We start from the raw sequence: 13,157 nt of genomic DNA on the forward strand, positions 1-13,157 counted from the left end.
GTGTACGAAGTTTAACGGTTCCGACTGGAGGAGTGGGCTTGAGCGAGACGCAGCAGGTGCCGGGGACGGCGGGGTTCGTGCCGACTGAGGCGGATCTGGCGAGCGTGGTGGCCTGGTTCGAGCGGTACGACGCGCTGGCGGCGGCGCTGGACTACGAGGGGATGGCCGACGTGGCGGTCTTTCCTCTCAACGAGGTGACGGACGACGGGAAGGGGCATGGCAAGGCGGAACAGCTCGGCCGGCAGGCGTATCTCGAGCAGATGGCCCAGGTGATGGGCGGCGGTGGTGATGTGAAGTTGGAGACCACCCGGACGCCGCACTTCCTGTCGGACAGCCTGGTCTTCGTGATCAGCGACGGCACGATGACCTACGAGGGTCACACCCAGCCCATCCGCTACGGCGATCTCCTGCTGAAGATCGACGGCAACTGGCACTTCCAGACCATGGTCCAGGGCGGCTGGGGCTGATCCCCTTCCCCAGTTGAGCGTTGCGTCCGAAGAACTGGCGGGACGTCCCTCCAGTTCTTCGGACGCAAGCAACCTGGAGTTGGGGGAAAGTGTCGGTGGAGGGCGTTAGGGTCGGGGGTGATGAGGAAGCAGTTCGAGGGGTATGACGAGCATGATGCCGAGCGCTGGGTCGCGGAGCCGGTCAAGCGGCCGGGGCGGACCGCCTTCGCTCGCGATCGTGCGCGCGTCCTGCACAGCGCCGCGCTGAGGAGACTCGCCGCCAAGACGCAGGTCGTCACCGCCGGCAGTGACGACTTCGTCCGGAACAGGCTGACCCACAGCCTGGAGGTCGCCCAGATCGGCCGCGAACTGGCGAGCACCCTCGGCTGCGACCCCGACATCGTGGATGCCGCCTGCCTGGCGCACGACCTCGGCCACCCGCCGTTCGGGCACAACGGGGAGCGGGCGCTGGACCAGTTGGCGACCGGCATCGGTGGGTTCGAGGGCAACGCGCAGACGTTGCGGCTGCTGACCCGGCTGGAGTCGAAGACGTTCGACCCGGCGGGGCGAAGCGTCGGGCTGAACCTCAGTCGCGCCACCCTCGACGCCACCTGCAAGTACCCCTGGTTCCGGCGCGACGGCGAGCGGAAGTTCGGCGTGTACGACGACGACGCCGCGGTGTTCGGCTGGCTCCGCCAGGGGGTGGGGGACCGGCGGTGCATCGAGGCGCAGGTGATGGACTTCGCCGACGACGTGGCGTACTCCGTGCACGATGTCGAGGACGGAATCGTTGCGCACAGCATCGATCTGGATCACATCGGCGCCGAGCGAGCGCCGTACTGGGAGGCGGTCCGGCAGACTTATTTGCCGGAGGCAAGTGATGCCGAGCTCGACGAGGGCTGGCTGCGGCTGACCGGGCTGCCCTACTGGCCCAGCGGGCCGTTCGACGACAGTCGTCGGGCGCTCGGCGGTCTGAAGGACCTCACCAGCCAGCTGATCGGACGATTCTGTACTGCGGCGGAGCAGGCGACGCACGCGCGCTTCGGGCGCAGCCGGCTGATCCGCTATGAGGCGGATCTGGTGGTTCCCCAAGGCACCCGCACCGAGATCGCGCTGCTGAAGGGCATCGGCATGTTCCACGTGCTGAACTCACCAGCCCGTCAGGCACGCCGTGCCATCCAGCGCGAACTCCTCACCGAACTCGTCGAGGCGCTGCACAAGACCGCCCCGCTCCACCTCGACGCCGCCTTCACGGCCGACTTCGCCGAGGCCGCCGACGACGACGCCCGCTTCCGCGTCATCATCGACCAGGTCGCCTCCCTCACGGACCCGTCCGCCCAGGCCTGGCACACCACCCTCGTCCACTAGCAGTTCCCTTACGTCCGAAGAACCGAGGGGCCTGCCCCCCACTCCTTCGGACGCAACGCAGCGTGGCGCGCCGCCGCCCTCCGCCGACCTCGCTACGTCCGAAGACCCGTGGGGCAGGCCCCTGGGTTCTTCGGACGCAACGCGGTGTTGGTGCAACGGTCAGTGGATGGAGTCGAAGGGGAGGCGGAGGCCTAGTTTGCTGGTGATGGGTTTGTTGGTGAGGCGGATCTGGTCCAGTTCCGTGGTGGACAGGGCGCGGCGGTAGACGCGGACCTCGTCGATCGTGCCGTTGAAGCGGTTGGCGCCGTCGACCCGCTGACCGACATGGATGCCCTGGATGCCGAACTCCTGTCCGGTGCTCGCCGACCCCGGCGGCGCATCAGCCGAGCCGACCTCAACCCCGTCGACGAGCAACTTGAACTTGCCACCCGCACGCTGCACGACGACCTGATGCCACTGGTTGTCGTTGTACGGCGACGCCGACTGAATGGTGATGTTGAATCGCTGCACCGCGAGCAACGCCACGATCCGCTTGTTCGCCGGTTCCGCCCGCAGCCACACCTGAGACGTCGTACCGGATCCCTGCCGGTAGGCCCACAGGATCGACTGTGCCGCCGTCGACGACCCGTACTTGATCCACGCCATCATGGTGAAGTCGTCCGCGCCGACGTCGATCGACCGGTCGAACGGCACCTCGACGCGGTCGTCCACGCCGTCCAGCGCGATCCCGTTGCCATACTTGCCCGGGGCAACGACAGCCTCACCTCGGACGTACGCCGGGTTGTGCGCCGGGCTGAGGTCGCGCGTCTGCGGCCCGGGTGCGGGCGGTCCCGGAATTCCCGGAGGAGTCCCGTTCGGGGTCGCCAGGTAGGCCTCGTTGAACCGCGCGAACCGGATCGACTCGTACGGCGATGCCACGCCGGCCTCGTAGAACAGAGCAGCCTGGTCGCCCGGGAGCTTGACCATGTCCGAGTAGGCGCTCGGACCCCACCAGAAGACCTTGCCTTGCTGCCACGTGCCCCACGAACGCGCCTCGTCGTACGAGGATCTGATCGTCATCGCCTCGCGAGCGGCCGGGTTCGCCGGGGCCGAGAACAGCAGGCGGTTCCGCCGGTCTCCTTCGTTCCGCGCGGTCAACCGCAGCAGGGAGCCCTGGACATCGGGCATCGCGAGTGACGGCATCACCTTGAAGGGGGCGTCCCAGCTGTCGCCGCCGTCGCTGCTGATCGCGCTCGCGCGGCTGCCCACGTCGGTACCGCGTTCGCGGGCGAGCGCGTAGATCCGGCCGTCGGTGAGCTCGGCGATGGTCACCTCCTGGGCGATCACCTTGCCGTCGTCCCGCGAGGTGGTTGCGCCGATGTGCCAGGTCTCGCCGGCGTCGTCGCTGTAGAGCAGGTGGGTGCCGTAGACGTGCTTGCCGACGCCGTCGTAGATCTCGTAGCTGGCGGGGACCACCAGGCGTCCCGCATGCCGGCCGTGCTCGAGCTGGATGCCGTGCATCGGGCCGGTCGCGTACCAGAAGTTCCACGCCGGCAGCTTCGCGTCGGTCAGTTCGCGGTCCGCGGTCCAGGTCGCGCCGTCGTCGTCGCTGGTCTGGACGTAGGGGTCGCGGTCGCAGCCGTTCGGGCACGGGGCGGCATCGTTGTGGGTGCTGATCAGCACGATCCGGCCGGTCTTCGCGTCGACGATCGGGACCGGGTTGCCGTGCGTGTCCCCGTTGCCGGCGGAGACGAGCTGGAGCGGTCCCCAGGTCTTGCCGTCGTCGAAGGATCGCTTCAGGACGAGGTCGATGTCGCCGTCGTCACCACAGTCGGCGACGCGTCCCTCGGCGAAGGCGAGGAGTGTCCCGGCGGTGGTCCGCACGATCGCCGGAATGCGGAAGCACGCGTATCCCTCGGACTTCTGCTGGAACAACACGCTGTCGTCGATGAACGGTTGCGTCGCCGGCTTGCCGCTCTGAGCTGCGGCCTGTACGGCGGGTTGGGCGGTAGGTGGTTCGGTCGGGGTGGGGCGGGCGGTTGCTGCCGGCGTACCGGCGAAAGTTGCCGCCAGGGCGCCGAGTGCCACCACGGCGACGACCGCCGAGCGGCGGGAGCTGGTTCTGCGAGGGCGGAGGATCATGGGTCCCTTCCCTGTCGAAGGAGGAGCTGGGCCGGGTCGAAGACATAGGACATGGGATGTCCTCCGTCAACGTAATGATCCAGCGGTCTTTCGGCAAGGGGTCCGGCGAGACTTTCAGGAAGCCTCGGGGGAGGTTTCAGGAAGCCTCGGGGGAGTCGGCCGCCGCGCCGACCGTCGGTGCGGGCTCGGCCGCGGCCTCGCTCTCGGCTCGCGCGATCCGGTTCCGGACGTCGCGGAAGTGCAGCCGCATCGCGTCCCGGGCCGCATCGGGGTCCCGGTCCCGCAGGGCGCTGACGATCAGCCGGTGGTTCGCGAGGATCTCCTCTGTCCGGTCGGCCGGTTCGCCGAGGATGTGCTCGACGTCGTGGTAGGTGTCCCAGAACAGGCCGATCAACTGCAGCACGAGTTCGTTGCCGCAGCCCTCGTACAACAGGGCGTGGAAGGCCCGGTCCGCACCGAGGTCGTGAGCCATCGCCGTCACCAGCGCCTCCAGCGCGGCAAGCCTTGCGTCGCTGGTGCGCCCCTTCGCCACGTCGCCGATCAGGCCGGTCTCGATCAGTTCGCGGATCTCGACCAGGTCGTGGATCGCGCGGATCCGCTGGCCGGCCCGGGACCGGACCCGGAACACCAGCGAGGCGGTCAGCGCGTTCAGGGAAGCCTGCCCGACGAACGTGCCGTAGCCGTGCCGGATGTCCACGATGCCGAGTGCCTGGAGGGCCCGGATCGCCTCCCGGACGCTGTTGCGGCTGGCGCCGAGCAGTTCCATCAACTGGGGTTCGGTCGGCATCGCCGTACCGGGGGCCAGGTCGCGCTCGTGGATCAGTTCGATGATCCGCTCCTCGAGGGCAGCGCTCGGGCGTATCCGCATCCTGCCTCCTCTGTCGATGGTTGCGCGCAATCTACACCGCGCCACCCCTTGACCCGCTCACTCTGACGTCCTACCTTCACCCGACATCCTACGTCCCATCTCGCTGCCGGGGGGTGCGCCGGGCGGCGTGGAGTCGTGTCGGCGATCGACGGATTAACCTCTCTGTATGACCGACTCACAGCGGATTGTCATTGTCGGAGCGAGCCTGGCTGGAGCATCGGCAGCCGAGACCCTGCGGGCCGAGGGCTGGACCGGCGAGATCGTGCTGATCGGTACCGAGAGCGAGTTGCCGTACGAACGACCGCCGCTGTCGAAGGGCGTTCTGCTCGGCAAGGACGAGACCGGGGTCGCGCAGCTCCATGATCGGCAGTGGTACGACGACCACACGATCGAGTTGCGCCTTGGAACCACCGTCACCGCCATCGACACCTCCGCCAAGTCCGTGACTCTGGACGACGGTTCACAGCTCTCGTACGACGAACTCCTGCTGGCCATGGGAAGCCGGGTCCGCCGACTCGAAGTACCGGGTGGTGACCTGCCCGGGATCCATTATCTGCGGACCGCGGCGGAGTCTCAGGCGCTCACCGACGCGTACGCCGCGAAGCCGCGGGTGGTCGTCGTCGGCGCGGGGTGGATCGGCCTGGAGGCTGCGGCCGCGGCGCGCGAGCGTGGTTGCGAGGTCACCGTCGTCGAGCCGCAATCCACCGCGCTCGCCTCGGTACTGGGGGAGAAGGTCGGGGAGTTGTTCGCCGAGTTCCACCGGCAGCACGGTGTGCGATTCCTGTTCGACACCGGCGTCGAGGGCTTCGAGGGTTCCGATCACGTGACCGGCGTCCGGACGTCCACCGGCGAGGTGCTCCCGGCCGACCTGGTGGTGGTCGGAGTCGGAGTCCAACCGAACACCGAGCTGGCCGAGGCCGCCGGGATCGAGGTTGCTTCGCGGGAGAACGGGTCCGGCATCGTCACCGGGGCGGACCTTCGGACGTCGGCGTCTTCGGTATTCGCCGCTGGTGACGTGGTTCGGTGGAACCACCCGCTGCTCGGGCGGTCGGTGCGGGTCGAGCACTGGTCGAACGCGAAGGACAGTGGCGTCGCCGCCGCGAAGTCGATGGTCGGCCAGGACGTGGCGCACGACGCGATCCCGTTCTTTTTCACGGACCAGTACGACCTCGGCATGGAGTACGCCGGCGACGTGCCACGCGGTACGTCGTACCAGGTGGTGCTGCGTGGGGACCCGGCTTCGGGTGCGTATCTGGCCTTCTGGCTGGATGACGAGAACCACGTACTGGCCGGGATGCACGTGAACACGTGGGGCGCGATCGACGTCGTCCAGGAGCTGATTCGCTCGGGCCGACAGGTCGACCCGTCGCGGTTGGCCGACCCGTCGGTGGAGCTGTCGGAGGTCTAGCTAGGTGGTAGTCCGGCCGGGTTGCTCACGCAGCCCGGTCCGGTCAGCGCGAGTTCGTCGTGCAAGGCGTCGAGGTAGTCGCAGCCGCTGTGCTCGCTCGGCTCGATCACGCCGCCCTCATGCCACTCGTTCCACGCGTAGATGTAGAGCAGGTTGTCCACGGTCGACGGCCGGGTGGACGTCGCCATGTCGTCTGCTGCGGCCTTCACTGCCCGGCGGAACTTGTCGACTGACTGGTCCGGCAGCCAGCGGATCGCCGGCAGGTCCACGACCTCGATCGGGTAGCGCGGCCGCTCGTCGAAGTCGGACAGCACGCAGCGACCGTAGGCGCCAGGCGCCTGGGCGTAGAACGCCCGCTGCCCGTTGAGGTAGGTGTCGTACGAGCGGCTCTCGACGGCCGGACCGTCTGTGGTGCAGTATGCCGCGTCCGCACCGACGGCGGGCACCTGCTTCGGGTCGAACCCGCCGTGGTTGATCATCACGTAAACGTCTTCGCCGAGCTTGGCCTCGGCGGTCTGGCGTACGGTGTCGACGAACGACTTGATCTGCGCGTTGCTGCCGTCGCCGAGCCCACGGGCATCGCAGATGTTGAGGATCTTGCGGCCGTCGTTGGTCCGCAGCGTGTTCGGCTGCGCCAGGTACGTGGTGGTCAGCACGTCGGCGACCTTGCCGTACTGCTCGGTCGGGATGGTCAGCCCGTCGAAGGGGTGCGCGCACAACCCGACGGCGAAGTCGATGCTGTCTTTGTTGCGGGCAGCAAGGAATGCGGTCAGTGCGGCATCGGTGACCTTGCCGGTCTGGGTCGTGCTGTCCCAGTACCAGTAGAAATTGAAGAAACTCAGTCCCGCCGAAGTCGCCTGGGTGATGTGCTTCTCGAGCGTTTCCCGCTGCGAGTCGTCGTAATAGCCGATAGCGGGCTTGAGGTCGGAGAAGTCGCTGTCGGGCCAGTTGTCCGTCGCGTACGGCGTGCCGTCGTGGAAATCGCGGACGCCACCCCACCAGTCGTTGTCCCGGCCGTAGATCTCCTTGGTCCGGTCGATGATTCGCTGGTGCCCACCTGCGTGGAACATGCCGAAATACACCGCGCCGGCGCGGACGTACTTCTCCCGGACATACCCGGCGGGTCCGTCGAGTTGGTAGCCGTCGGCGAGCAGTTCGGCGGTCTTCGACTCGAGAGCCAGCCGCCATTCACGGCCGTTGGTGAACCTGCGCAGCTCGACCAGTCCCGGCGCGCTCGTGGTCGCGATATACCCGGCGACGCCCTCATAAACCCAGTTCTGCTGGACGAGCGCGTCCCGCTCCTGCGTCGACGCGGTGAAGAGCCACTTGTCGGCGGTGGGGGAGGGCTTCAGCCGGAAGAGCGGGACGTCGCCTGGTGAGGCCTCGCGGCTGAGGAACCCGATCTGCCCGGGCTGGCGCTTTAGGCCGGCTGCCGTGGCGGAGGCGACCTCGCGTGGGTCTGCGCTGTAGAGCCGCCCGACGCCGCTTGCCGAGACGAGTTCGACCAGCGGTACCAACGGCGCAGTACGGGTGACTGCCGCTGCTGCGGCGGGCTGCTCGGCTTGGACTGGACCTGCGGTCAGGACGGCTCCGACAGCGGCGGCGGCGAGCAGCAGGACGCCAGTCACCCGGATCGAATTGCGCTTCAAGATCTTGGCTCCGCTCACGTTTCGGTCCAGACCGGTGACAGGCTAGTGCCGACCGGGGTCTCATCCGCTCCGTCCGGACCGTAGACTCAGCGCGTGGCAGGCAGGATCAAGGACGAGGACATCGCGCTGGTGCGCGAACGCGCCAGGATCGACGAGATCGTCGGCTCGTACGTGACCCTGAAGAACGCCGGCGGTGGTTCGCTGAAGGGGCTCTGCCCGTTCCACGACGAGAAGTCGCCGTCGTTCAACGTCACGCCGGCCCGCGGCTTCTTCTACTGCTTCGGCTGCCAAGAGGGCGGCGACGTGATCGACTTCATCCAGAAGATCGATCAGATCACCTTCCACGAGGCCGTCGAGTCGCTGGCCGCGAAGGTCGGCGTCCAGCTTCGGTACGACGACTCCGGCGCGCCGATGTCCAAGTCGCAGCCGAACCAGCGACCGCGGCTCGTCGAGGCGCACAAGGTGGCTGCCGAGTTCTACGCGGAGCAACTGTTCGGCGCGTCCGAGGCGATGGCCGGCCGGCAGTTCCTGGACAAGCGCGGCTTCGATCGCGATGCGGCGGTGCAGTTCGGCGTCGGGTTCTCGCCGCGCGGTGGTGAGGCATTGACCGCTCACCTGCGCGGGCGCGGTTTCAACAACGCGGAGCTGCTCGCTTCGGGGCTCTGCTCTGACGGCCAGCGCGGCCTCTACGACCGGTTCCGCGGCCGGCTGATGTGGCCGATCCGGGACGCGAGCGCAGACGTCATCGGCTTCGGCGCCCGGCGGATCTTCGAGGACGACAAGATCGAGGCGAAGTACCTGAACACCGCCGAGACCCCGATCTACAAGAAGTCGAAGGTCCTGTACGGCGTGGACCTGGCCCGGCGGGAGATCGCCAAGGGCCGGCAGGCTGTGGTCGTCGAGGGGTATACCGACGTGATGGCGTGCCACCTGGCCGGAGTACAGACTGCGGTGGCGACCTGCGGCACGTCGTTCGGTGAGGACCACGCGCGGGTACTTCGTCAGTTGCTGCTGGATCACGATCAGTTCCGCGGCGAGGTGATCTTCACTTTCGACGGTGACGAGGCCGGCCAGCGGGCTGCGTTGAAGGCGTTCAGTGGGGACCAGGCTTTCGCCTCGCAGACGTATGTGGCGGTGGAGCCGGACGGGCTCGATCCCTGCGATCTGCGGCTGCAGAAGGGTGACGCGGCTGTTCGTGAGCTGATCGGGCGGCGGGTTCCGCTGTATCGGTTCGTGCTGTCGAACGTGCTGTCGAAGTACGACCTGGACCGGGCGGATACGCGGATCGACGCGTTGCGGGACGCGGCGCGGCTGGTAGTGAGCATCCGGGATCGGTCCAAGGTGGATGCCTTCACGCGTGAGCTGGCCGGGCATCTCGGGCTGGAGGTCGACCAGGTTCGGTCCGAGGTTCATCGGGCTGCTTCGCGTCCTGCTGCGCCGGCTCCCGTGCCGGATCGCGGGCCCGTTGTCGTTCAGACGGAGTCGCAGCCACCTCCTCCGCCGCGGGTCGACCTGCCGTCGCCGCGGGACCAGCGGTTCGTGATCGAGTGGGATGTCCTGAAGATCGCGATGCAGCATCCCGCGCTGGTCGCAGAGGGCTTCGACGAGCTTGACGATCAGGACTTCACGCATCCGTGGTTGGCGGCTGTTCGCTCGGCCATGGCGAAGACCGGGGGGCCGGCTACCGCGGCTCCTGGGGAGGCGTGGGTGGTGGCGGTGCGTGAGGCCATGGGCAACGATCCCGCGGCTGCTGTCGTCAGCGCGCTGGCGGTTGATCCGATCAGGTTGGATCGGGAGCCGGACGTGCAGTACGCCATCGCGCATCTTGCCCGGCTGCAGGAGCTGACCTGCTTGCGGCGGATCGCCGAGCTGAAGTCGAAACTGCAGCGGACCAACCCGATCGACCGGGTGGACGACTACAACCGGATGTTCGGCGAACTGATCGCGCTGGAGCGATATCGCGCAGAACTGCGCGAGCGGGCCATCGGCGGGGCCCTCTAGTTATCCACAGGCTCTCTGTTACTCGGTGGTTACTTGCTGTAGTTGTCCACCGATGCTGAATTCGTCCGTTCCGGGCGGCTGAATCACGGCAGTATCCCTTCAGAGAGAGGGGATCCCGGCATGGCCGAACTGGACTGTGAACCCGCCGACGTGAACGCGCTCGTCACCTACCTGCGCGAGATCGGACGGCACGAACTACTGACCCTGGAGGAGGTCGACGAGCTTTCCCAGTGGATCGAGGCCGGCCTCCTGGCCGGCGAACGCCTACTTGCGCGCCATCGGTCGCCTGTGGACGCGGAGGATCTCCGGGCTGTCGTGGAGTTGGGAGAGGCGGCCCGCCGGCGCATGATCGAGGGCAACCTCCGCCTGGTCGTGTCCCTGGCCAAGCGGTACACCGGCAAGGGCATCTCGCTGCTCGACCTGATCCAGGAGGGCAACCTCGGTCTGATGCGTGCCGTCGAACGCTTCGACCACAAGCTCGGGAACCGCTTCTCCACCTACGCCATCTGGTGGATCCGCCAGGCCATCGGCCGCGCCATCTCCGATCGCTCTCGCCTGGTGCGAATGCCCGCGCAGGCCTACACAGACGCCAGCCGAGTAGCGACGGTCCAACGCGAGCTGACCCAACGCCTGGGCCGCGAACCCACCACAGCCGAGGTCGCCACCGGCGCCTGCCTGACCGTCGCCCGCGTCGAACGAGCCCACGCCTGGAAGCTCCGCCCCGAATCCCTGGACCTGACCGAATCCGACCAACCTGTCGACGACGATCTGCTCACTCACCGGGCCGCGCTCCGCCGCGACCTCTACTACCAACTCGAGTTCCTGGACGACCTCAAACAGACAGTCCTCCGGTTCCGCTACGGCCTCCACGGCACCCCCGAATCCACCGTCGAGGAGACCGCCCAGCACCTCTCCCTGTCGCCAGACCAGATCCAAGCCCTCGAGAAGGAGGCCCTACGCCATCTTCGTCACCATTCCAAGCCCCTCCGCGACTACGCCGCCTGACGGGGGCCTTGGTCGCCCTGCGACTATGGCAACGTGCTGAAACTTCGTCGTCACCCCTGGCCCTCCGACCTGATCGAGGCCGTGCGGGTCGCCGCGGGTGGTCGCGACGACATCCTCGCGGCGGTGCAACTCACTGACGGCAGCTGGGTCGCCGGCACTCGTTCGGCCGTCTACCTCCCGGAGGGGGACAAGGTTCGCCGGGTTGGCTGGGAACTGATCGAGCGGGCCGGCTGGAACACCGAAGAGTCGGTCCTGCACGTCTACGAGACGACCCCGTTCGGCACCCCGCTGCGCGCCACCGACCTCGCTGTAGACGACCCCGGCCGCTTCGGCCAGCTCCTGCGCGAGCGCATCGACGCGAGCGTGCTCGTGCAACGCCACGTCCCGCTCATCGGGAAGAAGGGAGTCCGCATCGTCGGCCGCCGCAATCCGGCCGAGGCAGACGCCCCGGTTTTCTGGAATTTCGTTCTGGACAACGGCTTGCAGCCCGACGAGCCCGGCCTGGTCGACCGCGCGGAGGCAGCTCTCGCAGCCGTCCGGGAGGAGTTCGGCATCTGACCTGGAAGCGATCCCAGCCGGGCCCGGAATCCCATTTTTGTGGTTCGGTCCGCGCCTGCTAACCTAATCCGGTCCTCAGGGATCGGGGACAGAGCAGGTTCCGATCCCGCGTAGCTCAATTGGCAGAGCAGCCGGCTGTTAACCGGCAGGTTGTTGGTTCGAGTCCAACCGCGGGAGCCACGCAGAAACCAGGCGCTGAACGGGAACGTTCAGCGCCTCTGCTATGCGCTGCACGTCCTCTACGGTGATCTCGGTCTCGCAAGCGGAGATACGACGGTTGACCCACATCGAGGAGACGCCAAGCGCGAGCGCCAGCCTCCTGTTCGACAGCTGCTGCCGTGCAAGCTCCGCGCGGATCTCCCGCGCGATGAGCTGAGACGGCGCGCCCCCCGAGGGCGCTACCACGGTGCTAGTCATAGCGACACTGTAACGGCGTCCGGTTCACGGCGCTAGCGGCGATTTGTACTCAGAAAGATACTCCGAGTCGTTGCGCGGTTGACGTGGAACGCTAAGCGTGCCAATCTCCTGCCATGAGCAGCGAAGCCAACCAGAATGTGGCAGCGGCAATCCGCGCCGAGATGGCCCGTCAGCGGGTGACCACCAGGCAACTCGCCAGCAAGCTCGGTGTCTCAGCGATGTGGGTCTCGCGCAGGTTCTCCGGCGAGGTCGCCGCGACCGTTGGCGACGTGCACGACATCGCCACCGCACTCGGCATCGACCCGGACGTCCTGCTCGCCCCGCGGCACTCGGCCGCTTCCTGATCGTCGGGTCGGCCGCGGCCCCGGGGTGTTCTGAGTGCGCCCTGACCCGGTCGACCCGGCTCCGCCATCCCCAAGGAGCCATCCCATGAACCACCACCACCAGCCGGTACCGCCGGCCACGCAGTACCCGAAGTCCACCGCGGCTGCCAGGCGCAGCGTCGCCCGCACCAATGTCCCTGCCCTGATCGTCGCGCTCTGCGTCCTGGCGATGCTCATGATCGTCGCCGGTGTCGTTGCGTGGGACGCGAACAGCGCGAGGGCTGGTGACACCGTGGCGCACGTCGCCCCGCCCGCCTCGCAGCCTGGCCCGGCGGTCCCGCAGCCGGTCGAGAAGTCACCGCCCCTGCTCGAGAAGATCCCGGGTGACGGGACCTGGCTGCTCGGTGCGGAGATCAAGCGCGGCACCTACAAGTCGGCCGGCGGCTTCACCTGCTACTGGGCCCGGCTCGCGGACCTGACGGGCGAGTACGGCGCGATCCTGTCGAACGGGTTCGCTCGGCCTGGCCCGCAGAAGGTCGCTCTCGGCCCTGAGGTTGCCGCGCTGGCGACGTCCGGCTGCGGCCCGTGGGAGCTGATCAAGTGAGCACCGTCGACGGGCCTGTCGACCTGGCCGAGGAGATCTACCAGCGGCACCTGTGTCCCGACTGCAACACGTCGCCGTGCATCGCGGGCGACGGCACCAAAGGGTCCTGCGTCGAGCAGGGCAACCGGGCCAAGGCGATCGCTGCGCTGTACGAGCTGGCGTTGCTGCTCGAGAAGAACCCGGGCCTACCGGTGCCGCGGGAGCTCGCGGGCTCACTCCACGGCAACCACCTGAACATCCACCTGATGAGCTCGGCGGACCCGCGCGGCGACCTCGCGAGGATCGTCAAGATCCTTCCCGGGCCGATCGAAAAGCGGGTATGGGGTCACGGCGACACGTCGTACTTCGATGCCGTCGCGACGATCGGAGGCGTCATCGAGGTGCACGTC

Annotated in this window: 13 protein-coding genes and 1 tRNA gene; 10 read left to right on the forward strand and 4 right to left on the reverse strand. The window is 67.8% G+C overall.

Annotated features, from left to right (window positions below):
* Positions 1–38 precede the first annotated feature (38 nt).
* On the forward strand, positions 39–467 hold the full coding sequence (locus tag VFG33_RS34855; RefSeq protein ID WP_325057282.1) for a nuclear transport factor 2 family protein: 429 nt from the start codon (positions 39–41) through the stop codon (positions 465–467).
* Between the two features lie 120 nt (positions 468–587).
* Positions 588–1,814: a deoxyguanosinetriphosphate triphosphohydrolase gene (locus tag VFG33_RS34860; RefSeq protein ID WP_325057283.1), complete on the forward strand. Its 1,227-nt coding sequence runs from the start codon at positions 588–590 to the stop codon at positions 1,812–1,814.
* A 159-nt stretch (positions 1,815–1,973) separates the two neighbouring features.
* On the opposite strand, the gene VFG33_RS34865 is transcribed toward VFG33_RS34860, so the two are convergent.
* Together VFG33_RS34865 and VFG33_RS34870 are read right to left on the reverse strand one after the other, a co-directional pair.
* Complete coding sequence (locus tag VFG33_RS34865) at positions 1,974–3,935, reverse strand: exo-alpha-sialidase (RefSeq protein WP_325057284.1); 1,962 nt, start codon at positions 3,933–3,935, stop codon at positions 1,974–1,976.
* Between the two features lie 136 nt (positions 3,936–4,071).
* Positions 4,072–4,803: a FadR/GntR family transcriptional regulator gene (locus tag VFG33_RS34870; RefSeq protein WP_325057285.1), complete on the reverse strand. Its 732-nt coding sequence runs from the start codon at positions 4,801–4,803 to the stop codon at positions 4,072–4,074.
* Positions 4,804–4,969: 166 nt separating this feature from the next.
* Between VFG33_RS34870 and VFG33_RS34875 the strand changes: the two genes are divergently transcribed.
* A complete protein-coding gene (locus tag VFG33_RS34875) occupies positions 4,970–6,211 on the forward strand; it encodes an NAD(P)/FAD-dependent oxidoreductase (RefSeq protein WP_325057286.1) in 1,242 nt (413 codons plus the stop codon).
* Here the strand turns inward: VFG33_RS34875 and VFG33_RS34880 are convergent.
* Complete coding sequence (locus VFG33_RS34880) at positions 6,208–7,860, reverse strand: glycoside hydrolase family 99-like domain-containing protein (RefSeq protein WP_325057287.1); 1,653 nt, start codon at positions 7,858–7,860, stop codon at positions 6,208–6,210. The genes VFG33_RS34875 and VFG33_RS34880 overlap by 4 nt on opposite strands.
* 93 nt (positions 7,861–7,953) lie before the next feature.
* On the opposite strand from VFG33_RS34880, the gene dnaG reads away from it, so the two are divergent.
* The 4 genes from dnaG to VFG33_RS34900 all read left to right on the forward strand — a co-directional run bounded on the left by dnaG (position 7,954) and on the right by VFG33_RS34900 (position 11,604).
* Positions 7,954–9,861 (forward strand): DNA primase, encoded by a 1,908-nt coding sequence (dnaG, locus tag VFG33_RS34885; RefSeq protein WP_325057288.1) that lies wholly within the window; start codon positions 7,954–7,956, stop codon positions 9,859–9,861.
* Between the two features lie 120 nt (positions 9,862–9,981).
* Positions 9,982–10,866, forward strand: coding sequence for a sigma-70 family RNA polymerase sigma factor (locus VFG33_RS34890; RefSeq protein WP_325057289.1), 885 nt, complete (start codon positions 9,982–9,984; stop codon positions 10,864–10,866).
* A gap of 33 nt (positions 10,867–10,899) precedes the next feature.
* Positions 10,900–11,424: a hypothetical protein gene (locus tag VFG33_RS34895; RefSeq protein WP_325057290.1), complete on the forward strand. Its 525-nt coding sequence runs from the start codon at positions 10,900–10,902 to the stop codon at positions 11,422–11,424.
* A 104-nt stretch (positions 11,425–11,528) separates the two neighbouring features.
* Positions 11,529–11,604 (forward strand) — tRNA-Asn (locus VFG33_RS34900).
* Here VFG33_RS34900 and VFG33_RS41340 read toward each other — a convergent pair.
* Positions 11,563–11,841 carry a helix-turn-helix domain-containing protein gene (locus VFG33_RS41340; RefSeq protein ID WP_414673008.1) on the reverse strand — a complete coding sequence of 93 codons (279 nt, stop codon included), beginning with the start codon at positions 11,839–11,841 and terminating at the stop codon, positions 11,563–11,565. The genes VFG33_RS34900 and VFG33_RS41340 overlap by 42 nt on opposite strands.
* Before the next feature lie 113 nt (positions 11,842–11,954).
* Between VFG33_RS41340 and VFG33_RS34905 the strand changes: the two genes are divergently transcribed.
* The 3 genes from VFG33_RS34905 to VFG33_RS34915 form a co-directional block, all read left to right on the forward strand.
* On the forward strand, positions 11,955–12,185 hold the full coding sequence (locus tag VFG33_RS34905; RefSeq protein WP_325057291.1) for a helix-turn-helix domain-containing protein: 231 nt from the start codon (positions 11,955–11,957) through the stop codon (positions 12,183–12,185).
* An 85-nt stretch (positions 12,186–12,270) separates the two neighbouring features.
* The gene (locus tag VFG33_RS34910) at positions 12,271–12,768 is read left to right on the forward strand and encodes an Rv1352/Rv1906c domain-containing protein (protein WP_325057292.1); all 498 of its coding nucleotides are present in this window, start codon (positions 12,271–12,273) and stop codon (positions 12,766–12,768) included.
* On the forward strand, positions 12,765–13,157 hold a 393-nt coding region (locus tag VFG33_RS34915; RefSeq protein ID WP_325057293.1), incomplete at its 3' end, for a hypothetical protein. The genes VFG33_RS34910 and VFG33_RS34915, both read left to right, overlap by 4 nt.

It is taken from the genome of Kribbella sp. (assembly GCF_035687465.1).
Taxonomy (GTDB): Bacteria; Actinomycetota; Actinomycetes; order Propionibacteriales; family Kribbellaceae; genus Kribbella.

Bases quoted from the DNA above. Each gene is read 5' to 3' on its own strand.
- VFG33_RS34860 (WP_325057283.1), top strand. From the start codon at position 588: ATGAGGAAGCAGTTCGAGGGGTATGACGAGCATGATGCCGAGCGCTGG.
- VFG33_RS34865 (WP_325057284.1), bottom strand. From the start codon at position 3,935: ATGATCCTCCGCCCTCGCAGAACCAGCTCCCGCCGCTCGGCGGTCGTC.
- VFG33_RS34870 (WP_325057285.1), bottom strand. From the start codon at position 4,803: ATGCGGATACGCCCGAGCGCTGCCCTCGAGGAGCGGATCATCGAACTG.
- VFG33_RS34875 (WP_325057286.1), top strand. From the start codon at position 4,970: ATGACCGACTCACAGCGGATTGTCATTGTCGGAGCGAGCCTGGCTGGA.
- VFG33_RS34890 (WP_325057289.1), top strand. From the start codon at position 9,982: ATGGCCGAACTGGACTGTGAACCCGCCGACGTGAACGCGCTCGTCACC.
- VFG33_RS41340 (WP_414673008.1), bottom strand. From the start codon at position 11,841: ATGACTAGCACCGTGGTAGCGCCCTCGGGGGGCGCGCCGTCTCAGCTC.
- VFG33_RS34905 (WP_325057291.1), top strand. From the start codon at position 11,955: ATGAGCAGCGAAGCCAACCAGAATGTGGCAGCGGCAATCCGCGCCGAG.
- VFG33_RS34910 (WP_325057292.1), top strand. From the start codon at position 12,271: ATGAACCACCACCACCAGCCGGTACCGCCGGCCACGCAGTACCCGAAG.